Source organism: Enterococcus sp. 12C11_DIV0727, assembly GCF_002148425.2.
Classification (GTDB): Bacteria; Bacillota; Bacilli; order Lactobacillales; family Enterococcaceae; genus Enterococcus_L; species Enterococcus_L lemimoniae.
Window position 1 is genome coordinate 2,387,503 of record NZ_CP147248.1, and the last position, 24,458, is coordinate 2,411,960.

Genomic DNA, 24,458 nt, shown 5'->3' on the forward strand with positions numbered 1-24,458 from the left:
GGCTTTAAATAAAATGTAAAAAACATTTTATAGAGTACTGTTCTTATTTTTTGTTATACTATAGAAAGCAATGGAGGAAAGCAGATGAAAATAGAGAATCAATACAATTCAGATCATCAGCCAATCGGTTATGCAGTAAAGGATTGGTCTAGAAGAGAATATCCAACAAAAGTGCTGCTGGAAGGGACGTATTGCCGGTTAGAAAAAATAGATCCTATCCGACATATTGAAGATTTGTATCATGTTTACGGACCGACAAGTCCTTCGAAAAATTGGACCTATTTACCAATGGAGCCGTTTGAAAGTAAAGCGGCACTTGCTACTTATTTAAAAACAATCAGTCAATCACAAGATCCATTTCATTATGTAATTATTGATCAGGTTAGTGGAAAAGCATTGGGAACATTGGCTTTGATGCGGACAAATCCAGAACACGGGACGATTGAAGTCGGCTTTGTTATCTATTCTGATCAATTGAAGAAAACACGAATCGCCACAGAAGCCCAATATCTTTTAGCGTGCTACGCAATCGACGACTTAGGTTATCGACGGTATGAATGGAAATGTGATGCATTAAATGAACCTTCTAGAAAAGCAGCTTTACGTTTAGGTTTTACCTTTGAAGGGATTTTTCGTAATGCATTGGTCTATAAGGAGCGTAACAGAGACACTGCTTGGTTTTCAATTATCAATAGTGAGTGGGCTGACAGGAAAGATCGACTGGAATCTTGGTTGGATGAAGCAAACTTTACTGTTGAGGGAGAGCAAAAAAGGCGTCTAAATGAATGCTAACAACAAATAAGCTTAATTTGAAGGGAAACCAATACAATGAAAAAAGAAGTGCAACTAACAAAAGTTCCAAAGCCGATGATTTTTACCGATGTTGCTCCAACATATTTAACAGATGAAACGATGCTCGAAAGAAAACAGAAAGTCTTGGAAAACATGAAAGCAGAAGGTTTTGACAGTATCGTGATTTATGCGGATAAAGAACATGGTGGTAATTTTGAGTATTTAACAGGCTTTATCCCTCGTTTTGAAGAAGGACTGCTCATCTTAGATGCAACAGGAGAGTGTACACTCGTCCTGGGAAATGAAAATTTGAAAATGGCAAAAGTTGCTCGAATTGAAAATCAATTGATTCATTTTCCGCTGTTTTCTTTGCCAAACCAACCAATGGATAACGAAGCAAGACTGGAAACTATATTTACAACAATTGGCTTAGCGAAGAAGCACAAAATTGGCGTAGTAGGCTGGAAAATGTTTACTACTACTGAATCGGATAACGAAGCGTATTTTGATTTACCTTATTTTATTATCCAAGCACTTTTAACAAGTAAAAATGCGCAAGCTGTGCTCAAAAATGCAGCTCATCTGTTTATTCGAGGAGATCAAGGTGCTCGTACAACCAATAATGCGAATGAAGTGGCTCATTATGAATATGGTGCTAATCTAGCATCCAGCTCTATTTTGAAAGCAATGGATGCGGTTGAAGTAGGGGTGACGGAAGCTGTATTAGGGAATGAATTAACAGCAGAAGGACAAACGAATACAGTTGTGACGATTGCTGCAACTGGACAACGGTTTGAATATGCTAATGTTTATCCAACACATAAGCAAGTCAAACTAGGCGACCCATTGTCTTTAACCACTGCCTTTAAAGGTGGGTTATCTAGCCGAACTGGTTTCGTTATAGAAAATGCGACGCAACTTCCAGCAAATCAACCGGATTATCTAGAGAGAGTTGCCAAACCCTATTATCAAGCTGTGACTGCTTGGTTAGAAACAATCAAAATTGGCATGCAAGGCAATGAACTTTATCAAACCATTGAGTCGGTTTTTCCTAAAGCTGATTATCATTGGCTTTTGAATCCAGGTCATTTAGTTTCAGATGAAGAATGGATGTCTTCACCGATTTATGCCGGATCTGAAGAAACATTGAAAAGTGGGATGATTTTACAAATCGATATTATTCCATCTGTGGCAGGCTATACAGGCGTAAGTGCTGAAGAGTGCGTAGCTTTGGCTGATAAAAAGTTGCAAAGACAAATTGAAGCCGATTACCCTGAACTATGGCAGCGAATCACTGCACGAAGAAGCTATCTTAAAGAAGTATTGAATATCGAACTAAGTGAAGATATCATCCCATTGTCCAACACTGTGGGGTATTTACGTCCGTTTTATTTAGCAAAAGAGCAAGCTTTCCGCTGTTCTAAGTTGTGATTGAAAATAAGGAGCTGACCATTCTCTTTAACGGTCAGCTCCTTATTTAATTTTTTATAGCCATTGTTACACGTGAAACATTTCTGATACTTCTCGGATAATAATGTTATTTTTCAGTAGCGCAACATTTTCAATAGAAACATATCCTACTGCTTGCTCAAGGGCATTACTCATTCCACAAGCCATGGCATACCGTAGTGTTTCTTCTATAGAAAAACCTTGATCTAAAGCAAATGCTACACCTCCTACGGTTGCATCACCAGAACCAGTCGGGTTGATGACATCGATCATCGGTAGGGTAATATCAAAAATCTGCTCATGATATTTCGCAATTGCACCATCACCGCCACAAGAAACTAGGATAAAGGGAATTCCTTGTAATATAGGGTGGTTCAGCTGTTTGATGACTTCATTTTTAGTCATAATAGAAACGTTTAGTAATTCCGCGAATTCATGAATATTCGGTTTGATAAAATAAGGTTTTATCGGGCTTTTTAAGGTATTGTGTAGTTGTTTTCCAGAAATGTCTGTTAGGACTTTTATATTGGCTCCAAGTTGCTCGTTTAACTGTTGTAAATAGTCGTGGTATAATCGTTCATTTTTTGTGTTGGCTGACCCACACAAAGCAATGATCGGTCTTTTTTTTTGTTCCAATGAAAAATCGATTACTTGATCTATAATCTTCTTTGCGGTTTCAGCAGTAATTTCTGGTCCAAGCTCTACGATTTCTGTTTGATTTTTTTGGCGATCCATCACAGTTACTGCATTTCTTGATTCTCCAGCAATGGGTAGAAATATAGTTTGAAAGGGTTCTTGTTCAAGTGCTGTACGAATAGACTCCCCATTGAGACCCGCCAAAACGCCCATTGCCGTCACGTTCCCGCCTAAAATGGCTGCAGTTCTTCCGGCGTTGATTCCTTTTCCACCGACTGCTTTGATCGGATTACTGCAGCGGTTCATCTCACCCAGAGTAAAGGTATCGGTAAAATAAATCGAGTCCATTGATGGATTTAGTGTCACTGTTACAATCATTGTTGTTTTCTCTCCTTCAGATACTAAGCTAAGCTGAGGTTCTGAAAGAACCGAGAACCTTCAGTTAACTGGTTTATTTAACAATTTTCCATAAGATTGGTAGAAATTAAAGGTTGGTTCATCGATTTTATTGTCAGTGATCACGTAGTCTAAATCAGATAATTTATAAAACGTATAGACATCACTAACATTAAACTTGGTACTATCTGCCACGACAATTTTTTGTTTTGCATTTTTAAAAGCTGCACGTTGTACGCCACCTTCTAAATAGTTAGAAGTCGTTACATTGTTGTTATAGATGCCATTTGTTGCTGCAAAGGCAATATCAATATTGATTGTTTCAAAAGTCTGCTCTGCATGTTCTCCGATAAATTCTTCTGTGATCGGTGTAAAATCCCCCCCAGTTAATAAGATGCGATAGTCTGTGTGCGCAATAATGTAATTAAAGGCTAACAAACTATTGGTAACGATCATCAAATTTTGTTTTTTGATAAAAGGTAATGCATATAAAATCGTGGTTCCAGCACCAACGAAAACAACTTGGTGATCTTGGATCAAAGAGTTCATGATTTTACCGATATATTCTTTTTGTTCGATATGTAGATTGATTTTCTCGTGAGTAGCCAGCTCTTTGTCTTTACGATCGATTTTCTGTGCTCCTCCATATAAGCGAACTAGTTGATTAGAATCACTTAGTTCCGTGATATCTCTACGAATCGTCATTTCTGAAACTTGTAGTTCTGTGGCTATATCGGACACGGTCATAAATGTGCTTTTTTCCAATAGATCTAAAATATGGGCATGTCGTTCTCTTTTTAACATAAAAAGGTCTCCTTTTTGTTCGAAAATGTTTATCTATTACATTTTAAACGTAAAACGAACAAAAAACAATCGAAAGAAAGCGTTGACAAACCATTATACAAGTTGTATTCTTTTTGTATAAACAAAGTTTAACATATATTTACAAAGTTGAACATAAAAAGTTTAAATATGTATAGAATGGAGAAGAATAATGAGTACAAAGCAAATGTTCCAACCAGAGCTAATTGATTTAAATGTGACTGCTCAAGATGAAGACAAATTATTTGAATGTATTGCGGAGCGGCTACAACTAGCGGGGTATGTTAATAATGGCTACTTAGAAGGGATCAAAACTAGGGAAAAAGGGTTTCCAACGGGCTTGATCACAGAATATCTCAATATAGCCTTACCTCATTCAGACACAGAATATATTGAGAAGCCTTTCATATATGTTGTTAGAACAACAAACCCAATCAGAGTTAAACAAATGGGAGACAATCAAGAAATGGAGGTGAGAGATTTATTTTTCTTAGGCATCAAAGAACCCTCAAAACAAGTTGGTTTGCTACAGGAGTTAATGGTCTTATTTCAAAATGAAGCATTTGTATCGGAGTATAAAAAAACGACTGAAAATGAAGGCGTATTCAATTTATTCATAAAACAATGGGAGGAAGTAAAAAATGGCTAGAAAATTAATTGTGGCGTGTGGGAGCGGAGTGGCGACGAGTACGACAGTAGCAGAAAAAATCAAAAGTAAGTTTGATGCAGATGCGATTGATTATCCGGTTGAAGCAGTGGACTATAAATCGATTTTACAAGAATTACCAAGTGCTAGTATTTACGTTTATATTGCAAAACCTGATGATGAAGTACTACAAGAAGCTGAAAAATTAGGCGTTTCCGTCTATGCTGGGGTTCCTTTTTTGACTGGTATGGGTCTGGATGAAATTTATGAAGGAATCGTTAACGACACGAAGAAATAAAAAAAGAGCTCAGATTATGACGAATCTGAACTCTAATAGACAATGAGAACATATAGCTCACAATCTAAATTAAAACGATACAAACTAATCATACCAAAAAAATAAAAAGATAGGTAGGTAAAAGAGATGGGAATTTTTCAATCTGTGATTGATTATATATTGAACCTAGGATCTGCTATTTTTGTTCCGTTGATTATCCTGATTATCGGGTTGATCGTTCGAATGCCGCTGAAAAAAGCTTTTATGTCAGCGATTACGCTTGGTGTTGCCTTTACTGGAATGAGCATGGTGATCGGATTTATGTCAGATGCTGTTAGTCCAGCGTCAGAAGCGATGGCTAAAAATACGGGCATTAGTTTACCCGCTCTTGATTTAGGCTGGACGGGTGCGGCAAGTATTACATGGTCTTGGTCGTATGCATTTGTGTTTTTTGCGGTTGTCTTAGGTGTTAACTTTATTATGCTTCTATTGAACTTAACGAAAACGCTCAATGTTGATATGTGGAATGTGTGGGGGAAGGCGTTAACTGCCTACTTGGTGTATTTTATTAGTGGATCGCTGGTTGCAGGCTTTATTGCGGCGGTTGTACAAGTGGTTTTAGAATTAAAAATGGGGGATATGTTCCAACGTCATATTCAGGATTTAACGGGGATTCCGTTAGTGACTGTCACACATTTGATGAACATTTCTGCAGTATTGATGTTACCAGTCAATATTGTGATGGATAAGATTCCGTTCTTTAACAAAAAAGCTGATACTTCGGCTTTAAAAGCAAAAATCGGAATTTTTTCTGAAAATAGTGTGATGGGGTTCATCATTGGTGTGTTACTTGGATTTGGCGCAGCATATGGGATTTCTGGTTCATTAAACTTAGGGATTCAAGTAGCGACAGCAATGGCGTTATTTCCAATGATCAGTAAAATGTTTATGCAATCACTCTCACCTTTGGCTGATGCGATGTCAGAAATGATGAAAAAACGGTTTAAGGATCGTGAAGTCTATATAGGATTAGACTGGCCGATTTTAGCTGGTCGTTCTGAGATTTGGGTGACTGCGATTATCTTGGTACCAATTTTTATTGGGTATGCCATGATTTTACCAGGCAATCAGGTGTTGCCACTTGCCGGAATAATCAACTATTCGATTGCTGTTGGAGGGTTACTATTAACGGGAGGAAATCTTTACCGTATGATCACACTGGGCATTATTTATACACCACTTTATTTATATGGCGCAACCTATCTTGCACCAGTCTTGACTGGATTAGCGAAAAAAACAGGTGCGGTGGACTTAAAGGGTGGCAGTATTACGTGGTCATCGATCGAAGGTCCAGAATTTAGAATCTTATTTGCAGAAGCAGCTAATTTGAATCTTGCAGCAATTGTCGGATTTATTATCTTTATCGCTATGTTCATCTGGTTATACAAGTATATGGCAAAGGAACCTGTGCCAAGTGCGCGTTATGAAGAAGTGAAAGATTAAGTGAAGCACAGAGAGGACTGGATAATATGGATCAAAAAGGAAAATGGATGCTGTTGCTGTTTACGGATATTTTACTGTTTATATTGGCGCTATCGATCAACATCACGCCATTGTATTTTCTAGTCATGATCCTTTCTTTTTATATTTATAAAAATGGTAATGCAGTACTTTTTAAAGAATATGATGAACGAAAAAAGCAAAAATATGAAGAATATAAAGTTGTACAGGATGCGGCAAAAGAAGCAATCCGTACAGGGAATTTACTAAAAAAGAAGAAGGAGCTGTAATGAATCATGGCAGATGGAAGAATTTTATTTGAACGTGAAAGAGAAGATATGGCAAAAATCGTACAACTGATTTTTGAACGTAAAAATACGAATGTCGCTGGGGGCAATTTTTCATTTAAAACAACGGATAAAGACGGGAAAGAGTACATCATCATGACGCCGACTATGATGTCTCAAGCATATCTTGGGCATGTTTCTCCTTCACAGATTTTAGTGGTAGAACCTCACACAAGAAGAGTTGTTGCAGGAGAAGGTGGTTTAACAAGAGAAATCAATATGCATGAAGCAGTCTATGATGCAAACCCTGAAATCAAGTCAGTTTTACATGCCCATGCCCCGAATAGTATGTTTTGGGCAACGAGTGGATTAGATATGCCTAACTTGACCGAGGCAACTCAGAAAGTAGAATATATTGAAGTCTTGGAGTTTGAGCCCAATTGTTCAGAAGAATTAGCAGAAATCGTCAGCAATCATATTAAAACGATGGCGAGAAAAACGTTACCGCATGAATTTTTATTGGATAGTCATGGGGTTTTAATAACCACAGGTGGGGAAACGGGGATGGAAGCTATCCATTCAGCATTAGCTATTCTAGATACCGTTGAATGGAATGCCGAAATTGCGTATAAACAAACGATTTTCCAAAAACTAGGTATTTTGGATGGCTATTACTCTAAAGGGGTCAAAATTGGCACAATTGACGATTTGATAAACCGTGAGCCAATTTACAATCAAAAAATAAAAATAACCGCTGGCGGCGATTAAAAATAAAAAAGAAGCTGTTCCTTTAAACCGATTCAAGGTTTTAAGGAACAGCTTCTTTTTTATGGCTGACAACAGGTAATTTTTTTATGCATATAATAGAAAGAAACATTTTATTAGAACTGCTATAAATCTTGCTAAAAACATTGCAAGAAATCTCTATTTGCGTTAAAGTAAGAAAAGACAACTGTGAAACATTTTCTGTTTCACGCAAGGAAGGATACATATGACACCTGAAGAATTTAAACAACTATTAAGCCAAAAAGGGATTCAATTATCAGATCACCAAATGGAACAATTTACCCGTTATTTTGAGTTACTCGTTGAATGGAACGAAAAAATGAACCTAACCGCCATCACAGAAAAGAAAGAAGTTTATTTAAAACATTTCTATGATTCTATTTCGTTGGCATTTTTTGAAGATTTTTCAACGAATAAATCGATTTGTGATGTGGGTGCAGGAGCAGGGTTTCCTAGTATCCCGTTAAAAATCGTTTTTCCTACCTTACAAGTAACGATCGTTGATTCGTTGAATAAGCGAATCACATTCTTAACAGAATTAGTCAACGAGTTGCAATTGGAAGGCGTCTCTTTGTATCATGACCGTGCGGAAACGTTTGGGCAAAAAGAAGCGTTTCGTGCAGCGTTTGACTATGTAACCGCTCGTGCTGTTGCTCGTTTAAATGTGTTGAGTGAACTCTGTCTGCCGCTAGTGAAAAAAGATGGGTTTTTCTTAGCCTTAAAGGCAGCTAAAAGTGAAGAAGAAATCAACGAAGCAAAACCTGCAATTGCTACATTAGGTGGTAAATTTCAAAAGGAAGTTTCATTTGAACTTCCAATCACACATGATGAGCGTCATATCGTTGTGATTCAAAAGAAAAAAGAAACCCCTAAAAAATATCCAAGAAAACCAGGATTACCCAATAAACAACCAATCAAATAAGATGGAGGGACACAAATGGCACGAATAATTTCTGTAGCGAATCAAAAAGGCGGCGTGGGTAAAACCACGACCACTGTGAATCTAGGTGCTTGTCTTGCCTACTATGGTAAGAAAGTGTTGCTGATCGATATTGATGCTCAAGGAAATGCAACAAGCGGTATCGGTGTCCGTAAACCAGACGTTGCAACTGATGTTTATGATGTATTAGTGAATGAAGAACCAATCAAAAATGTGATTCAGCAAACCTCTAGAGAAAATTTAGATATCGTCCCAGCAACCATTCAGCTTGCGGGCGCAGAAATTGAATTGACTTCGATGATGGCCAGAGAATCTCGATTAAAAGCTGCTATAGAAGAAATAAATGATATCTATGACTTTGTTTTGATCGACTGTCCACCGTCTTTAGGGCATTTAACGATTAATGCTTTTACAGCAAGTGATTCGATTTTGATTCCTGTTCAATGTGAATATTATGCATTAGAAGGGTTGAGCCAATTATTAAATACAATTCGTTTAGTCCAAAAACATTTTAATCCAGAACTGCGTATTGAAGGTGTCTTGTTGACCATGTACGATGCTAGAACCAACTTAGGGGCTGAGGTAGTTGAAGAAGTCCGCAAGTATTTTCGTGAAAAAGTCTATGATACGATCATTCCTAGAAATGTTCGATTGTCTGAAGCACCAAGTCATGGTTTGTCAATTATTGATTACGATCCCCGTTCACGTGGTGCCGAAGTGTACCAAGCACTAGCAAAGGAAGTGTTGGATAATGAGTAAAGGAAAAGGTTTAGGTAGAGGTATTGATGCATTGTTTCAAGATTTTGCTAGTTTGGAAGATGTTGATGTTCAAAAAGAAGAAGTCTTAGAAATTCCCTTAAATGAACTGCGTCCAAACCCTTATCAACCAAGAAAAACGTTTGATGAGGCATCCCTTCAGGAATTAGCGAACTCGATTCAACAATCAGGTGTATTTCAACCGATCATTGTCAGAAAGTCAGCAGTTAAAGGGTATGAGATTATTGCCGGTGAGCGCCGTTTCCGTGCATCAAAATTAGCAGATAAAGAAACTATTCCAGCAATCGTCCGTGAATTTGATGAAGAAGCTATGATGCAAGTAGCTGTTTTAGAAAATTTACAACGGGAAGATTTAAATCCCTTGGAAGAAGCAGAAGCTTATGATATGTTGATGAAAAACTTGAAACTGACTCAAGTAGAAGTTGCTGAACGTTTAGGAAAGAGCCGCCCCTATATTGCCAATTATTTACGTCTACTAACATTACCAACTCAAGTCAAAGAAATGGTTCAAGGCGAAATTTTATCAATGGGACAAGCTAGAACCTTACTAGGGTTAAAAGATAAAGAGCTGATTTTACCTTTGGCTAAACGAGTAGTTGCGGAAAATCTAACGGTCCGTCAATTGGAGCAAATAGTCAATGATTTAAATGAAAATCAGGGTAAGAAAACTCCAAAGAAAGAAAAGAAAAATACCAAAGATAAACCTTACTACATCCGTGAAAGTGAAGATCGCTTAATGGATAAATTTGGTACGACTGTCGCTATTCAAGAAAAAGAAGGCAAAGGGAAGATTGAGATCGAGTATCTTTCACAGTCAGATTTAGCAAGAATTCTAGATATTTTAGAGATACATTTTGATGAAGCTTAGTTAATCAAATAAAGAAAAGCGTGAAGCAAAACTTTTTAGTTTTGCTTCACGCTTTTTATTTTTTTTAAGGGGTGAAGTATGGAATTTAAAAAATATATATTAGTATTAGTAAAATATTTAATAAAATTATTATATCGAAAAATAACATATTTTTTCTTGTTTTTATATAAAATAAGAAAAATATATAATTGTTCAAATTAAAGCGTACAGCTCTTGTTTATTAGGTACTTAACTTAAATACTCATATTACGAGTATACAATAAATAATTTGGACATGTCAATGAGGAATAAAAAAATAACAATATATTTAATTTATGGATAATACAGTTTATTTAAAAGGTAAATCATGTAATTAACAATAAAATAGTGATGTATAGACAAATTATTATATAAAAATAATGGAGATTACACCTAACTATTCTGTCTCCCATAATTAATAAAGACCCTTATATAGATTTACTTATTTTTATACGCCGTCAAATGAACCGTCAAAAATATCGATTTGGATCAATAACTTTACCTTGTTAAAACGATAAAAATTATGTTTTGAGTATACGCAATCTAATAAAGTAACAATTTTTATATTTATATAAATACCTAAATGGGTTGAAAAGAGGTGGTTAAAAAATAAGAAGCTAGAAATAACTTTAATTTTCCGGATTTTTTTCAAATTCCTTAAAAAAAATAAACTCTTCAAAAAAATCTGAAAAGAAAATCGCTAGGTAGAATTGTATTTTAAGTAAGACTGACAGAAAATGAATAGACAGAATCATCGTTACCATCTTCATTTATAAAAGTATTATCGAATTATTTATTTTTATAATAATCATTATTTTAAAAAATCTTTTTTTAGGTTTTTCTTAAATAGACCGTCATTAGACCGTCAATATAATTTTGGAACTAGCTATATACCATACATTTAAAATGTTTTTTCTTATTTTATATAAGAATAGGAAATTCCTATTATCTACTATGTAACAGGTTTAGGTGAAATATGGCGATTAAAAGTCAAGGTACATTTCCCAAGTTAGGAATTTTATCAAACACAAATGGTTGGAATTTACTATATATAAAAACTAAGAGGAGGATTTACTAGTATGAGGAAAAAAATTATTATATTGACTGATACACTAAGTGCAAATGGACTGTTGCAGAATAGTTTGTTGAATATGGATTATGAAATAATGGTTTCAAAAGATATATTGACTCAACCAAAAGATAAGGAGTTCTATTTTCTGCAAAACTTCGATCTTATCATTTATCAACAATCTATGTACAGTGGGTTGAAAGAATCGTTTCTAGATAATCTAGCACTACTGAATAAACCAATTGTTGTATTGACATTTGAGTCAGAACAAGTTAGTAAATCAAAATACCTTAATAATGCGAATGTGAGTTTTGTTCGTTATCCAATATCGGTCACTGATCTGGCAAGTAAATTAGCGGCTATTTTTGAGGAGAGCGCCAGTCGTACAGGTAAAAATAGTCAAGAAAGGGCAGTAGGTCATTCTGGAAATAACGAAGGGGCTTCACAAAATACTAGTCCATTCTCAAATGTTGTAAAAGTAAAAAAACAATATTCATTCCAATTAAAAGATCGTACATTGATTATTGATAATTGGCTGATTCCATTGACTAAAAAAGAGCATCAAGTATTAGAACACTTTATTAACTCTGATCAAAGGGTCTTCTCAAGTCAATCATTATGCGAAGCCATTTGGACGAATGCCAAGCAAAAAAATAAACAAGCTTTACTAAGCAATCTAATCAATCGCATCAAACAAAAGATAATGGAAAAAACATCGATTTTTGAACCATTTATTTTGAATAAAAAAGGAATCGGTTACTATTTGAACCAAGAGTTTGTTGTACTAGATGAACAAAATGATGAAAAAATACGAGAACTGCTAGTCGGCAGTCTTTAACTCAAACAGGGTAAGTTAAGAAAGGGAGCGGGAGATTTGGCAATATTTAACAAAAAAAGCAAAAAAAAAAAGAACCATGATGAGGATTACGAAGAGTACTACGATGAATATGACGAGTATGATGACTACGACGAATATGACGATGATGAATTTGAGGAAGAATCTTATGAACCCCCTAAAAAAAGTCGTCCAGAAACTTCAAATAAAAGAGAGCGTTCGGAAAATATTATGAGAAAACAAGAGCAAGAAACTCAACAAGAACAAGCAACGGTAATTGAACACTTAAATAGTGAGAATCTGCAGTTCCAAAAAGAAGTACAACGCCAAAAAACAATGGCAGAGCGACTAAAAGCCGAAGTTGAAAATAAACAACAAGAAATCGACCAGTTGACAATGCGTTTGACAAGTTCATCTAAGTCTAAAGAAAGAATCCTTTCACTAGAAGAGCAAGTCAGACAATTAGAAGAGTTAAGAGTGCAATTAGATGAACAATTGTTGGATGAACGAAATAAAAACTTAGAAACTGAAAAGCAACTACGTCAACAAGATCAAATGAAAAATCAAATTGCGGAAGTATTGATGGAAGCAAAAGAAAAAGCACAACAGATTATTGAACGGGCCACTGTTGAGGCTGATCGAACGGTAGAGGCTGCCAGACATGAAACCAAAAAAGCAATTTCAGAAGCTTCAATCGAGCTGAAAATGATCAATCAAGAAGCGGCTAATTATCATACACGGATTCTTCGCCTACAAAGTGAAACAAGTGTGCTGATGGAAGATTTATTGAGTAAATCAAGCCGATTAGCGGATCAATCACTAGATTAAGGGAAGGGGATCAAGAAGTGGTTTATCAAAATATTATGGTCGACATTTATCAAGCCGCTTCTCCAGCAGTAGGTGAACGCCTTTTTGATGATGACATGTTACGGGATATTTATTATATTTGCGAAGAAATATTCCAAAAGAAAAATAAAAGAATCCCTTACCCTCAAAAAGAAGTGGAAGAATATTTTGAAGAGTTCCACACTATAATTTCTTTTTTTAAACATGTTGAGATTACATTAGACTATGTTGATCTCGACTGGTCTGCTTTATTGGATGAGTTGATTCATACATTCCCACAAATTGCTTGGATAGGCGGTTCGAAGGAAAAAGAAGACAATCGTGTTGTTTACTATATTGATTTTGTTCCTATTGCTTATAGAGAGACAGGATTTCCTTTTATGGTCAACTTGCTGCAGTCGTTGAGCCAGCAGTTACCAGACGATAACGAAGGGGATGTGCTGGAGGCTTTTGTTAGTGAAATTGAAAGGCTTGTCTCTAAATTTATTCAACCTTTAAAGGTCACTAATTCTGAGGTTTCAGAGCAAACGGAAGTTATAGAGTACAGTGAACATGATGAGAACTATTTACTAAAAATAGAAGAAGCTGTCAGTAGAGAAAGATACGCAAAAGAAAGAATGCGGCTTGCCAATAAAAAGTTAGAAGTTGTCATCGATCAAATGGAGCGGCAAAATCTGTCTAGGGCTATGAAAGAATTAAGTAAGTCAAGTAGTGATGAAAATGAGAATTGGGATCAAATTTTGAAAATTGATTTGAGAGAGTATTCTCAATTGTTGCAAAAAGCTAAATTTTTGGAGCAATCATGGATGATGAACAAAGAACTAGTGACAAAATCTGAAAAGATGACAATTTCTGATAATCAGTTGACTTATGAAAGAGAACAAGTAAGAAGTTTTAAAGATTCAGTATCAACAAATGAAATTTATTTAATTTTAGATGAGTGTAAGCTGATCGAGTCACGAGTAAAAATTAAGAAAAGGTCATGGTTTCGTCAGCCTCATGTTCGGATCATGAAGATGGACTATGAAAGTATACTAAATAAAGCAGCATATTTTGATCTGATACAGGGAGAAAATTATTTACTTGAACAGATCGTATTAAACGAAGAATCCTTAATAGATGACTAACAATTATGATGAGCTGTTATATTTACACTAACAATCTATCCAAAGAAATAAAAAGGATTGGGAATTGTCGGCTTTTCCCATCCGCTACTACATAATTTTTTAAAGTATCTGCTGAGTACTGAGGAAAAAAATCCCAAAAGTGAATAGGGCTAAAACAATAAAATAATCAAGGATAGTAAGATAATACCCGCCAGTATATCAAGAGGAAATCAATTGATTTCACCAGTTGCTATGTTTGATTTTTCATCAAGTATGTACATAAGATTTTACTATGCAGGGAGTTTGAAATTCAATGATTAAGAAACGAAAAACACTTCGCTTGATTAGAGTGATAGGAATTTTTCTACTATCACTGGCATTTTTATTGATTGGATCTAAAACTGGGATGGCTATTTCGGTAAAACCGGTTTTACCGAAAAATCAGCATAATCCAGAAGCAACCTATTATGATATTAGAATGACCCCAGGTCAGACTCAGGATTTGAAGCTAGAGCTGATCAATACCTCAGACAAAGAACAACAGGTTTCCTTACAAATCAATAATGCAACGACAAATGAATCTGGGGACATAGATTATTCTGATCGATCAAAAATCGTCGCGAGAGATAAGAGTTTGGAAATTGCTTTAAAAGATATTGCAACTACTGAGTCGGAATTGGTCATTCCTGCAAATAAAACGATCGTAGCAACCGTTCGTTTAAAAATGCCTGAACACCAATTTGATGGAATGGTCCTGGGCGGCATCAAAGTGGTTTCTTCAGAAAAGATAACGGAAGAAAAAGATGCCAATACTAAGAAAAATCAGGCGAAAAAAACATATATAGTCGCTGTAAAACTAACGGAGACAGACACCCCAGTTGAAGCAGAATTGAATTTGTTGGAGCTGATCTCCTTAAGTGAGGCGAATCGAAATAGTCTAAAAGCAACTATTCAAAATGAACGATCAATGAATTTAGAAGATATCGAGTATGTCGCAAAAGTTTATGAAAAAGGCTCAGATAAGATTTTGCAGCAAAGTAGGTTGACGGGCCATCGAATGGCCCCAAATTCAAGTTTTACTTTTATTATTGATGGAGAAAAGCAAGGATTTCAAGCGGGAAATTACAAAATTCAGCTGACTGCAAAATCTTACGCAACCAATCAAGAATGGAAATGGGATAAAGAACTCGAAATTACTAAAAATGAAAACAAAAAAACTGCTACATCTAATATAAACTCAGAAAAAAAACATATAATGCTATACACTATCATTTTTATAATCACATTTGTGATACTACTATTACTTTTATTGATTTTACTAATTTCGAGAAAGCGCAAAGAGAAACGCTATGAAGAAATACTATATCAAAAAAAGAAAAAGCGTGATCGGAACAGCAAAAAGGCTCAGCAAAATAGTAAGTCAAAGATAAATAAAAAAGCTAGAGCTAGGAAAAAGAAAAAACGACCTGCAAGTTCAGAACAGATACAAGAACAAGGGAAACAATCGAAATAACTATAATCTGCTATCTTACAAATAAGGATCTAATTTTAATTATAGTGATACCTATCCAAAATTGAGTGTTGAGTTCAGAACAGTTATCGATCAATGTTTTTAAATCAAAAAAGAGATTTACAGTATAGCGATTTTAGGAGTTGGTGGACATGAACGAAGCTGAGCAAAATACCCAGAAACAAGGAAGAAAAATAATAAAAAAATATATACTTCATCAAAAAGTCAATCCGAGACTTTTGGGAGTAGAACTTTTCAATAAGCATTTGGTTACACCAAACGAAGCGTATCTTTCATGTAAATTGATTTTTAAAAAGGATGTTCGGTCATTGATGGAGCTTGAGCAGATCACGAAGAGAGTGTATGAAACGTGGACTGAAAAAAATAATGAATTAGTTATCAAAAAAATCAATGTCTTTACATCAACTGCTTATATTGTCTTAACATTTACTATCGGTTTTTATGAAGAAACCCATGTAAAGCACTTGCGAGAATTAAAAGAGTGTGCGAAAGAGATCATCGAAACCTATGATAACGTGATTAAACAGGAAAAAGAAGAGGAATACAAGCGAAAAGAAGCTGAAATTAATGGAGCTTTAGAGAAGTTCAGCCAATTGACTCAAAAAATGGAGCTTTTAGAAGACAGACTTGTAAAAAATGAGTCAATTGTTTTAGATTCTGGAGAGTTACTTAAGACTGAACTTATAAAGGTCAGTAAAACAATCAAAGAACAAATGAGTCAAGTGGACTATAGAATGACAGATAGCCAAAGTGATTCTAAAAATAAAAAGCAGGCAGTGCTCGAAACAAAGACAGATTCAGTAAAGACGACCCAGATAGACAAACGAGTTACTGGGCAGAAAAAAACTCAAGTACATAAGTTTGTACTTAATCGTCAAAAAAAGGGATCCAAGCCTATAAAAACAAGGAAACGTTCATCGATCCAATCGTCAAAAAAAAAGTTGATCGAAGAAAAATCAATTAAAAAAATCGGTTTAACAGGAACTGCTTCTAAACTCGAGATGGATGTTTTAACGCATTTTGCAAAAGGTCAAGAATTGCATGGGAAAAAAATGATCCCTAAGAAAAAATTCTTGGTTTTAAAAGCGAAAATAGAATTTATAGATTATTTGTGGATGTTGTTAGAACTAGAGGGGAAAGAAGAAATTGTTATTGCTGGTAGGCTAAGTTGTAGAGAACTGATTGAAGAATTAGGTCCGCTTATGGAAACGGTAGAAAAGGTTGCGGCAGGTCCTACAATTTTTAATTATTGGGTTTATTGTTCACAAGAAATGTTGGTAAAACTGGAAGGATATGCGGTACTAAAAGATTTTTTAAGCAACTCCTTAAGGTTGAGTAACGATACCCTAGTGAATGAAGTATGATATTGAACAACTTGATTGAAAAAGGGGGAATGTGCAGGGAACTAAGACAGTTTCGAATGTACGGACCTTTTTCTTTTTCCTTGTAATATTATGTGAATAGTATTTGTATAACAAAAAAAGTTGATATCAGACTTTCAAATATTTTCTTTTTTTCTAGAATTTTTGAGACTAAGTAAAAAAAATAGTAATGCATACTTAGTTAAGAAAACTGAACGTATTGTAAGATCATGGTTAAGTTTAGTTGGTAGTAAATGAAAAGGGAAAACCTGAATATTGATTTTAAATAAGTGTTTTAGGTTGGTAAAAAAGAACATAACATATTTAAAATTTGTAGTAATTTCATTTTCTTAAATCAATAAAAATTAAATTTTAGAAAGGGTCTTGATGATGGCAAGAAGAGGAGAAAATATCTATAAAAGAAAAGATGGTCGTTGGGAAGGTCGATACATAAAAGGGAGACAAAAAAACGGGAAGATCCATTATGGTTATATCTATGGTTACAAGTATTCTGAGGTAAAACACCTACTCATTTTGAAAAAATATGAAAAACAAACGAATACTAGTAAAAACTTGCTTCCTTATGAAGGGCAATTAGCAGATTGGACAAATTATTGGTTAGATACTTTCGTTCGGCCAAAAGTAAAAAGTAGTACATATGCTAGCTATAAAAATAAGATGGATGTCCATGTATTATCAAGGATCGGTTCGGTAAAATTACAAAAACTAAAACAAGCAGACATTGACAGTTTACTCAAAAAAATGGAGACACAGTTAAAAGCAAGCTCGATTCGGTCAATATTCTCAGTACTGAAAAACTGTTTAGGTAAAGCAGTATCATTAAAATTATTGACAGAAAATCCATGTTTGGGATTGGATCTTCCAAAAACGAGGAAAAAAACAGTCCAGGCCCTATCTATTAAAGACCAAGCTAAGCTAGTCAAAGAAATTAGCACTAGCCAGAAATTTTTTTCTATTATGCTGGCTTTACAGACAGGATTACGGATTGGGGAGATATGCGGACTGAAATGGGAAGATATCGATTTTGAAAACAATACATTAGGAGTCAATCGAACAGTGCTCAGAGTGCAGGTAGAAGATAAGGGTGGGCGAAAGACAGAGATTGTGGAAGTGACACCTAAAAGTAGCAATTCGCAACGAAAAGTTCCAATCACAAAAGCTTTAAGAAAAAAATTATTGGAACTTCAAAAAGTATCAACAAGTGATTACGTTATTTCAAATAAACATAAGGCTTTAGAACCACGTACAATCGCCTATCGTTTTCAAATTATTCGCAAAAAAATTGGCTTGGAAGGATTCTCCTTTCACTCTTTGAGACATACTTTCGCTACCCGATGTTTGGAGGCAGGAGGAAATATTGCAACAATCAGTTCTTTATTAGGGCATTCGTCAACCAAAATGACATTGGATTGTTACACAAATTCTTTTTTTACAGAAGAACGTCAATTAGTGGAGAAACTGGAATTTTTTTAGTAACTGTTTCTTATTCGTGTAACAAAAATGCTGCTCTATTTTAGTCAATAGACGGAGCAGCATTGGCTAAATATCATCACAATTTAGCGTGAGAGGAATAGATATCAAACAGTAGCCGACCCAAATCAGCAATATCGTTTTTTTCATGATAGTTTGTCATAAAGAAAAAAGATTTTCCGTATTTTTTTAAATAGGAGCAATCTACATTACTGATAACTAAATCATAGAGTTTGTTGTTAACTAACGGTTCTGCATGCGCAAAAGCAGTCAATTCGACATATTTTATCCACCAATTCGTAGCTTTTCTTTTGCGGAGAAAATCACCCTCAATAAAGATGCCAACAGAAATTTTAGTTTTGGTACACTCTTCATAAAAACGAATCGCATGTGCGTATTTTTTAATAAGAGCAGAATCATGAATAGCATCGACAAACAATTTTGGGTATTTTTCTTTTAGATAATCAACAAAGTGATAGACAGTTTCAGAGTATTTCACTGTTTCCCATTGAGGATCATTGGAATCCCAATAATAATCAATATGACCTTTGAATAGTAAATGGTGATAGCCGCTAGAATTTAGATAGTAATGAAGGGTAGAATTGTGAGTAGAAGTCAAGTGTGCATTTGAGTGTTTTTTTTTCATAAAATCTAAGAATTCTTGATTCAAAGTCCGGATAAAAAAACTACTGTATCTTTCAATTAAGTCAAGCTCTTTTAAACAGTGAGAATTAGCAGGGATGATTTCTTCACCTAGCATGAAGAGCAGCAGTAAGATAGTTTCACTAGGAAGCATTTTAAAGGAATAGTAAACTAAGAACGATCCAAGTGCTTGATTGACTTTTTTAAACAAATGCGTTTTTTTTAAGGCATTCAAAAATCTTTTTTGGCTAGGGATGTCTGATTTATTACTGAAAAAAGGTTCTTGTTCACTATAAATCGGTATTTTTTTTTGAGCATTTCTTCTTTTCAATAGGCTTAAGTAGATGATAAGTTTTTTTCGAGCATAGTTTGAAAGAGGACTGCCTAAAATCTGCTGAACAGTATTGACTGTTTCATAAATTCGAGGATCGATATTAGGGATTTTTAGCTGCTGTTTAGGATCTGTGACCGAATAAAGAGAAACGTAAAAAAAACGAATTTGTAGCTCAGAACCAAGCAGATAACCATTTTGGATGGATAAATCAAATTCAGCTAATAATTTATTCAATTCATTGATTTTTCTGAAGTAGGTTGAATAACTAATCCCAATTTTTTCACATAGACGAGAGGTGTCGATACTGCCAAAAAGCAATAATTCTTCTAAAATTCTATACATTGGTGCATGAACGATTAGTTCATTATATAGCGTATGAAGAGAATATTCTGGTTTTGTTTGAACGGTGATAGTATGCTTGCTTATGTCAATGGAAAAACGATTATTCGCTTTTTTTGCGGATACTGTTAAGCTGTCAATCAGTTTTGCTAAAAAATATTCACCTATCTCTAAATGATGTAAAAGTTCTTTTTTTGTTGCGGTACCCCCAACAGTACTTAGGTAGATCAATAAGTCAATTTGATAAACTTCCAACTTTTCTAGTAAGTCAAATTTTCTCATAGTAAAACTCCTTTAAATGTCAGTATTGAAGTAAGGATAAAAGAAGTTGAAAGCATACTAAGCTTTACGTATGTTTTAATAGCTCAACTTTATTCTTACATTGACATTGTGATCATTATCTAACATCTATAGGGGAAATACAATCATATTTAAGTAGGTTTATTTTTATTTTTTTAAGAAATAGCTTCATTCGTTCTTTTTGTTTTATTATTAAATACATAAATAAAGTGAATCAATAAAATAGCTTTGCTTGATTGTCCAAAAAATGGTATTGTATCCTTGTATGTTTATGTGTGTTTTTATGACTATTTTAGAAGGGATATGTCTGAAATGTATGATCTTGGTGATATTGTAGAAATGAAAAAGCCCCATGCTTGTCAGGCAAATCGTTGGGAAATTACCCGAATGGGCGCCGACATTAAAATAAAATGTACGAACTGCGGTCATATCGTTATGATGACACGCCGTGATTTTGAAAAAAAGATGAAGAAAATTTTGGAAAAAAAACTAATAAAGGATAGTGAATGATCAATGGCATTAACAGCTGGAATCGTAGGTTTACCTAACGTAGGAAAATCTACCCTTTTTAACGCAATTACAAAAGCAGGAGCAGAGGCAGCAAATTACCCGTTTGCAACAATTGATCCGAATGTGGGTATGGTTGAAGTACCAGATGAGCGCTTGCTGCGTTTAACAGAGTTAGTGAAACCTAAAAAAACAGTACCAACAACTTTTGAGTTTACGGATATCGCTGGAATCGTAAAAGGCGCAAGTAAAGGTGAAGGTTTAGGAAATCAATTTTTAAGCCATATTCGTCAAGTAGACGCTATTTGTCATGTAGTACGTTGCTTTGATGATGATAATATTACCCACGTAGAAGGGCGTGTAGATCCGTTAGCAGATATTGATACCATTAATTTGGAGTTAGTGTTAGCTGACCTAGATTCTATTACAAAACGCTATACACGTGTGGCTAAGATTGCTAAGACAAAAGATAAAGATGCAGTAGCAGAGCTGGCTGTATTGGACAAGCTTAAACCGGTTTTAGAAGAAGGTCTTTCTGCTCGTACGATCGAATTTACGGAAGATGAGCAAAAAATCGTTAAAAGCTTATTCTTATTGACAGCAAAACCAATTCTCTATGTAGCCAATGTTTCAGAAGATGAAGTAGCAGATTCAGATAATAATCCTTATGTTCAACAAGTGCGGACTTTTGCAGCAAATGAACAAGCGGAAGTAATCGTAGTTTGTGCGCGTGCTGAAGAAGAAATTGCTGAATTAGATGATGAAGATAAAGCAGATTTCTTAGAAGCACTAGGAATTGAAGAATCTGGTTTAGATCAACTGATTCGTGCTGCCTATGATTTATTAGGATTGGCAACTTACTTTACGGCAGGTGAGCAAGAAGTACGTGCCTGGACTTTCCGTAAAGGAATCAAAGCACCTCAAGCAGCTGGAATCATTCATACGGACTTTGAACGTGGATTTATTCGTGCAGAGACTGTTTCGTTTGATGACTTGAACACCTATGGTAATATGCAAGCAGCTAAAGAAGCAGGTAAAGTTCGTTTAGAAGGAAAAGAATATATTGTACAAGATGGCGATGTTATGCTTTTCCGCTTCAATGTATAGTAAAAAAATTGCTAAAAACTGTTTTTCTCCCTAAAAAATGTGTTAGAATACTTTTTAGGTAAAGACTGTCCCGTTGGCCACGGGCGAGGAGGACGCAAAAAATGGAATCAGAAGCACTTCGAGCTATTGTTTCAGAAAATCGTGAACTTGAACAAAAATTAACAAAGAGAAATGAACAGTACATCTTTGACTTAAAAAAATCATTAGTTGCTGCTAATCTTTCAGAAGAAGCACAGACACTTGCTTTACATGAAATTCTACCTCATTTAGTAGAAGGTCAAAAAAGTGGGAAAACTGCGCGTCAGCTTTTCGGAACAGTGGCTGAACGTACGGAGTCTATTTTAAATAAACCAGAAGAATTACCAGAATCAACACCTATGTTGATGTGGCTAGATAATACATTACTATTATTTGGTGTAATGACGATCATGTTCTCAGTTATGATGATGTGGTCTAAAGGTAAATCACAACCGTTGGGATTACTAACATTGGTGTTAGCCTCAATGGCTGGTGGGTATGTATTTTATCTGATGTATAAATATGTTTATCAATATGATCGTCCAGGTGTGGATAAATCAAAACGTCCTGGTTGGTTCAAAACTGGTTTGATTTTAGTTGGGGCAATGCTTTTATGGCTTGTTGTCTTTGCGGGTTCCGCAATGTTGCCACCGATCATTAATCCTGTCTTTGATCCAGTTGTTGTTATCATTATTGGTGGGCTTGCTTTAGGTACCCGTTACTTATTAAAGAAAAAATACAATATGCGGAGCAGTTTAGCACGCTAAATAGTACATGAAAAAGAATCTTAAACAAAACTATTTTTCGTTTTGTTTAAGATTCTTTTTAGATTGCCAGCTAAGAGATTTGAAAGGGGTTCGTGTTTGAAAGAAAAACTTTTACACGATACCATAAAGACTAGGAATGAGACTTTCAATTTATTTTCAATCGAAAGAGGTGAACCGATGAAAACTTGGCTCAATCAACATAGCCGTATCGTCATTTTTTTGAGTTTTCTTATATTAAGCATTTTGTCTCTCTATATTGTTTATCTTCAGAATGGTCATATTATGGTCGGTGATGACTATCATTTCCACCAAAATCGAATTGAAGGTCTAGCTTTATCCATGAAAAATGGGGTGTTATTGCCTAAAATCAGCTATTTTTTTATTGGAGGATATGGGTATGCCTCTAGTTTGTTTTACCCAGATTTTTATTTGTATTTTCCAGCAGTATTACGTCTTCTAGGTCTGTCTCTAGCGAATAGTTTTATCATTTTTGCTATTGGGATAAATTTAGGTACCTTTATTGTGACGTATATTTCAGGAAGATATATGGCATTATCTAAGATGAAAAGCTGGTTGTTTTCATTATTATATACGTTATCGATTTACCGTTTACAGGATTTTTTTAATCGACAAGCACTAGGGGAACTACTTGCGATGAGTTTTTTTCCGTTGATTTTAGCTAGTTTATATTTATTGAAAAATGGGAAAACAGGAAGATGGCTATTATTAACTATTGGGATGACAGGGATCGGCTTAGCTCATTTTATTTCATTGGAGATCGCCAGTATTTTTATTGGATTATATATTCTTCTTAATTTGAAAAAATTTCTAAAAAAAGAGGTAATTGTGGCGATAGTAAAAGCCGCAGGCGTAACGATATTGTTATTAGCTTTTTATTTAGTACCGGTTTTTGAACAGATGAGACATGTGACATTTCAAGTCACCTCAAAGCCGTTGACACTGATTTCAGAGCGAAGCTATTCTTTGGGTAAACTGTTGGCTAATAGTTTTAAAAATACAGTTTTTCATGCATCCTCCGCTAATATAGGTGTTATTTTGCTACTTGGTTTGGTGCTTTATACTGGCATGTTATTCAAACGAGATGCACCAAACCGGACATTGATTATTTTAGCCCTATTCTTTATGTTTATGACAACGAATCTCTTCCCTTGGCAGTTATTTGATCAGACGCCTTTAAATACAATCCAGTTTCCTTGGCGTTTTTTGTCGATCGTAACATTGTTAGTAGCCTATCTTATTGCGAATGATGATTTAGGGCTGTTTAAAAGATACCCTAGCAGCCAACTTGTTTTAGCCACGGTTATTTTGCTTGGCGTGGGATTATATGAAAAAGAAAGCATTGATACTGAAGGAAAGCGGCTATTATCTCATCAGTCATATGATCAAACGAATAGTTACTATATTGGTGCCGGTCATGAATATTTACCAACAGAAGTAGATTATGAAATCATCAAAAAAAATAAAAATCGTCAGCTTACGTATGATAATGAGGAAGTAGAAATAAAAAAAGTTGAAATGACATTTGATTCTGTAGCATTTGATTATCAAACTAAAAACACAAAAGAAGCGACCGTGACAGTTCCATTTATCTATTATTATGGTTATCAGGCTAAAATAGTCAGTAATGGAAAAGAAAAAATAGTTCCAACTGTATTAAATAAACAAACTGGCTTAGTTGATGTTTCGCTAGCCGACAAAGGAAGTGTCGTAGTTTCATATCAGCCAACTTGGGCTCAAAAAATTTCCTTAGGTATTTCTATTTCGACGCTCTTGGTAGGGATTATGTGGCAAGGTGGTACGAGAGTACTTGTTAGGTTAAAATTAAAGAAATAACAATAGTTATACTTTCATTTTGATAACAAATAGATGAGAAAAAACTCATGTTTCAAGAAACCAAAAGAAAATCGCTCTAAACAAAGAAATGCGGTTGACTTACCTTATATTATCTGTTATTTTCTTATATAAAATTAAATAGAGGAGTGATCTAGAA

At 34.9% G+C, this 24,458-nt stretch carries 23 protein-coding genes; 20 read left to right on the plus strand and 3 right to left on the minus strand.

Annotated features, from left to right (window positions below; genetic code table 11):
* Positions 1-84: 84 nt before the first annotated feature.
* Together A5866_RS11305 and A5866_RS11310 are read left to right on the plus strand one after the other, a co-directional pair.
* Positions 85-792 carry a GNAT family N-acetyltransferase gene (locus A5866_RS11305; protein WP_086445343.1) on the plus strand — a complete coding sequence of 236 codons (708 nt, stop codon included), beginning with the start codon at positions 85-87 and terminating at the stop codon, positions 790-792.
* Between the two features lie 36 nt (positions 793-828).
* Positions 829-2,223 carry a M24 family metallopeptidase gene (locus A5866_RS11310; protein ID WP_086277624.1) on the plus strand — a complete coding sequence of 465 codons (1,395 nt, stop codon included), beginning with the start codon at positions 829-831 and terminating at the stop codon, positions 2,221-2,223.
* Between the two features lie 66 nt (positions 2,224-2,289).
* Here A5866_RS11310 and A5866_RS11315 read toward each other — a convergent pair whose 3' ends face one another.
* Together A5866_RS11315 and A5866_RS11320 are read right to left on the minus strand one after the other, a co-directional pair.
* Positions 2,290-3,255 (minus strand): 1-phosphofructokinase family hexose kinase, encoded by a 966-nt coding sequence (locus A5866_RS11315; protein WP_086445342.1) that lies wholly within the window; start codon positions 3,253-3,255, stop codon positions 2,290-2,292.
* A gap of 60 nt (positions 3,256-3,315) precedes the next feature.
* Positions 3,316-4,077: a DeoR/GlpR family DNA-binding transcription regulator gene (locus tag A5866_RS11320; RefSeq protein ID WP_086445341.1), complete on the minus strand. Its 762-nt coding sequence runs from the start codon at positions 4,075-4,077 to the stop codon at positions 3,316-3,318.
* A gap of 190 nt (positions 4,078-4,267) precedes the next feature.
* Here A5866_RS11320 and A5866_RS11325 point away from each other — a divergent pair, with 190 nt between their 5' ends.
* From A5866_RS11325 to A5866_RS11390, 14 genes are all read left to right on the plus strand, one after another.
* Complete coding sequence (locus tag A5866_RS11325; protein WP_086445340.1) at positions 4,268-4,744, plus strand: PTS sugar transporter subunit IIA; 477 nt, start codon at positions 4,268-4,270, stop codon at positions 4,742-4,744.
* Complete coding sequence (locus A5866_RS11330; protein ID WP_086277620.1) at positions 4,737-5,039, plus strand: PTS sugar transporter subunit IIB; 303 nt, start codon at positions 4,737-4,739, stop codon at positions 5,037-5,039. The genes A5866_RS11325 and A5866_RS11330 overlap by 8 nt, the downstream gene beginning before the upstream one ends.
* A 126-nt stretch (positions 5,040-5,165) precedes the next feature.
* Entirely contained in the window at positions 5,166-6,521 is a 1,356-nt protein-coding gene (locus A5866_RS11335; RefSeq protein WP_086445339.1) for a PTS galactitol transporter subunit IIC, read from the plus strand.
* A 26-nt stretch (positions 6,522-6,547) separates the two neighbouring features.
* Positions 6,548-6,808, plus strand: coding sequence for a hypothetical protein (locus A5866_RS11340; RefSeq protein WP_086445338.1), 261 nt, complete (start codon positions 6,548-6,550; stop codon positions 6,806-6,808).
* A gap of 6 nt (positions 6,809-6,814) precedes the next feature.
* Entirely contained in the window at positions 6,815-7,573 is a 759-nt protein-coding gene (locus A5866_RS11345) for a class II aldolase/adducin family protein (RefSeq protein WP_086277617.1), read from the plus strand.
* Positions 7,574-7,796: 223 nt separating this feature from the next.
* Positions 7,797-8,513 carry a 16S rRNA (guanine(527)-N(7))-methyltransferase RsmG gene (rsmG, locus tag A5866_RS11350; RefSeq protein ID WP_086445337.1) on the plus strand — a complete coding sequence of 239 codons (717 nt, stop codon included), beginning with the start codon at positions 7,797-7,799 and terminating at the stop codon, positions 8,511-8,513.
* A gap of 15 nt (positions 8,514-8,528) precedes the next feature.
* Entirely contained in the window at positions 8,529-9,290 is a 762-nt protein-coding gene (locus tag A5866_RS11355) for a ParA family protein (protein WP_010762166.1), read from the plus strand.
* Complete coding sequence (locus A5866_RS11360) at positions 9,283-10,176, plus strand: ParB/RepB/Spo0J family partition protein (RefSeq protein ID WP_086277615.1); 894 nt, start codon at positions 9,283-9,285, stop codon at positions 10,174-10,176. The genes A5866_RS11355 and A5866_RS11360 overlap by 8 nt, the downstream gene beginning before the upstream one ends.
* A gap of 1,097 nt (positions 10,177-11,273) precedes the next feature.
* The gene (locus tag A5866_RS11365; protein WP_086277614.1) at positions 11,274-12,101 is read left to right on the plus strand and encodes a helix-turn-helix domain-containing protein; all 828 of its coding nucleotides are present in this window, start codon (positions 11,274-11,276) and stop codon (positions 12,099-12,101) included.
* A 36-nt stretch (positions 12,102-12,137) separates the two neighbouring features.
* A complete protein-coding gene (locus A5866_RS11370) occupies positions 12,138-12,926 on the plus strand; it encodes a hypothetical protein (protein WP_086277613.1) in 789 nt (262 codons plus the stop codon).
* Positions 12,927-12,943: 17 nt separating this feature from the next.
* The gene (locus A5866_RS11375; protein WP_086277612.1) at positions 12,944-14,071 is read left to right on the plus strand and encodes a hypothetical protein; all 1,128 of its coding nucleotides are present in this window, start codon (positions 12,944-12,946) and stop codon (positions 14,069-14,071) included.
* A 292-nt stretch (positions 14,072-14,363) separates the two neighbouring features.
* Positions 14,364-15,563, plus strand: a complete 1,200-nt coding sequence (locus A5866_RS11380) for a DUF916 and DUF3324 domain-containing protein (protein ID WP_086445336.1) — start codon at positions 14,364-14,366, stop codon at positions 15,561-15,563.
* Between the two features lie 149 nt (positions 15,564-15,712).
* A complete protein-coding gene (locus A5866_RS11385; protein ID WP_086445335.1) occupies positions 15,713-16,945 on the plus strand; it encodes a hypothetical protein in 1,233 nt (410 codons plus the stop codon).
* 384 nt (positions 16,946-17,329) lie between these two features.
* The gene (locus A5866_RS11390) at positions 17,330-18,436 is read left to right on the plus strand and encodes a tyrosine-type recombinase/integrase (protein WP_254907224.1); all 1,107 of its coding nucleotides are present in this window, start codon (positions 17,330-17,332) and stop codon (positions 18,434-18,436) included.
* Positions 18,437-18,512: 76 nt separating this feature from the next.
* Here the strand turns inward: A5866_RS11390 and A5866_RS11395 are convergent, their stop codons facing one another.
* Entirely contained in the window at positions 18,513-20,030 is a 1,518-nt protein-coding gene (locus A5866_RS11395) for a helix-turn-helix domain-containing protein (protein ID WP_086445334.1), read from the minus strand.
* A 330-nt stretch (positions 20,031-20,360) separates the two neighbouring features.
* Here A5866_RS11395 and A5866_RS11400 point away from each other — a divergent pair, with 330 nt between their 5' ends.
* The 4 genes from A5866_RS11400 (at position 20,361) to A5866_RS11415 (ending at position 24,301) form a co-directional block, all read left to right on the plus strand.
* Positions 20,361-20,558 (plus strand): DUF951 domain-containing protein, encoded by a 198-nt coding sequence (locus tag A5866_RS11400; protein WP_086445556.1) that lies wholly within the window; start codon positions 20,361-20,363, stop codon positions 20,556-20,558.
* 3 nt (positions 20,559-20,561) lie between these two features.
* Positions 20,562-21,662 (plus strand): redox-regulated ATPase YchF, encoded by a 1,101-nt coding sequence (ychF, locus tag A5866_RS11405; RefSeq protein ID WP_069640167.1) that lies wholly within the window; start codon positions 20,562-20,564, stop codon positions 21,660-21,662.
* 101 nt (positions 21,663-21,763) lie between these two features.
* The gene (locus A5866_RS11410) at positions 21,764-22,447 is read left to right on the plus strand and encodes a DUF1129 domain-containing protein (RefSeq protein ID WP_086277608.1); all 684 of its coding nucleotides are present in this window, start codon (positions 21,764-21,766) and stop codon (positions 22,445-22,447) included.
* 177 nt (positions 22,448-22,624) lie between these two features.
* Positions 22,625-24,301: a hypothetical protein gene (locus A5866_RS11415; RefSeq protein ID WP_086445333.1), complete on the plus strand. Its 1,677-nt coding sequence runs from the start codon at positions 22,625-22,627 to the stop codon at positions 24,299-24,301.
* Positions 24,302-24,458: the final 157 nt, after the last annotated feature.

Excerpts from the sequence above, each read along its gene's own strand:
- A5866_RS11345 (WP_086277617.1), top strand. The coding sequence starts at position 6,815 with ATGGCAGATGGAAGAATTTTATTTGAACGTGAAAGAGAAGATATGGCA.
- A5866_RS11315 (WP_086445342.1), bottom strand. The coding sequence starts at position 3,255 with ATGATTGTAACAGTGACACTAAATCCATCAATGGACTCGATTTATTTT.
- A5866_RS11335 (WP_086445339.1), top strand. The coding sequence starts at position 5,166 with ATGGGAATTTTTCAATCTGTGATTGATTATATATTGAACCTAGGATCT.
- A5866_RS11340 (WP_086445338.1), top strand. The coding sequence starts at position 6,548 with ATGGATCAAAAAGGAAAATGGATGCTGTTGCTGTTTACGGATATTTTA.
- A5866_RS11380 (WP_086445336.1), top strand. The coding sequence starts at position 14,364 with ATGATTAAGAAACGAAAAACACTTCGCTTGATTAGAGTGATAGGAATT.
- A5866_RS11390 (WP_254907224.1), top strand. The coding sequence starts at position 17,330 with ATGATGGCAAGAAGAGGAGAAAATATCTATAAAAGAAAAGATGGTCGT.
- A5866_RS11325 (WP_086445340.1), top strand. The coding sequence starts at position 4,268 with ATGAGTACAAAGCAAATGTTCCAACCAGAGCTAATTGATTTAAATGTG.
- A5866_RS11310 (WP_086277624.1), top strand. The coding sequence starts at position 829 with ATGAAAAAAGAAGTGCAACTAACAAAAGTTCCAAAGCCGATGATTTTT.
- A5866_RS11400 (WP_086445556.1), top strand. The coding sequence starts at position 20,361 with ATGTATGATCTTGGTGATATTGTAGAAATGAAAAAGCCCCATGCTTGT.
- A5866_RS11385 (WP_086445335.1), top strand. The coding sequence starts at position 15,713 with ATGAACGAAGCTGAGCAAAATACCCAGAAACAAGGAAGAAAAATAATA.
- A5866_RS11355 (WP_010762166.1), top strand. The coding sequence starts at position 8,529 with ATGGCACGAATAATTTCTGTAGCGAATCAAAAAGGCGGCGTGGGTAAA.
- A5866_RS11410 (WP_086277608.1), top strand. The coding sequence starts at position 21,764 with ATGGAATCAGAAGCACTTCGAGCTATTGTTTCAGAAAATCGTGAACTT.
- A5866_RS11415 (WP_086445333.1), top strand. The coding sequence starts at position 22,625 with ATGAAAACTTGGCTCAATCAACATAGCCGTATCGTCATTTTTTTGAGT.
- A5866_RS11395 (WP_086445334.1), bottom strand. The coding sequence starts at position 20,030 with ATGAGAAAATTTGACTTACTAGAAAAGTTGGAAGTTTATCAAATTGAC.
- A5866_RS11365 (WP_086277614.1), top strand. The coding sequence starts at position 11,274 with ATGAGGAAAAAAATTATTATATTGACTGATACACTAAGTGCAAATGGA.
- A5866_RS11330 (WP_086277620.1), top strand. The coding sequence starts at position 4,737 with ATGGCTAGAAAATTAATTGTGGCGTGTGGGAGCGGAGTGGCGACGAGT.
- ychF (WP_069640167.1), top strand. The coding sequence starts at position 20,562 with ATGGCATTAACAGCTGGAATCGTAGGTTTACCTAACGTAGGAAAATCT.
- rsmG (WP_086445337.1), top strand. The coding sequence starts at position 7,797 with ATGACACCTGAAGAATTTAAACAACTATTAAGCCAAAAAGGGATTCAA.
- A5866_RS11320 (WP_086445341.1), bottom strand. The coding sequence starts at position 4,077 with ATGTTAAAAAGAGAACGACATGCCCATATTTTAGATCTATTGGAAAAA.
- A5866_RS11360 (WP_086277615.1), top strand. The coding sequence starts at position 9,283 with ATGAGTAAAGGAAAAGGTTTAGGTAGAGGTATTGATGCATTGTTTCAA.
- A5866_RS11305 (WP_086445343.1), top strand. The coding sequence starts at position 85 with ATGAAAATAGAGAATCAATACAATTCAGATCATCAGCCAATCGGTTAT.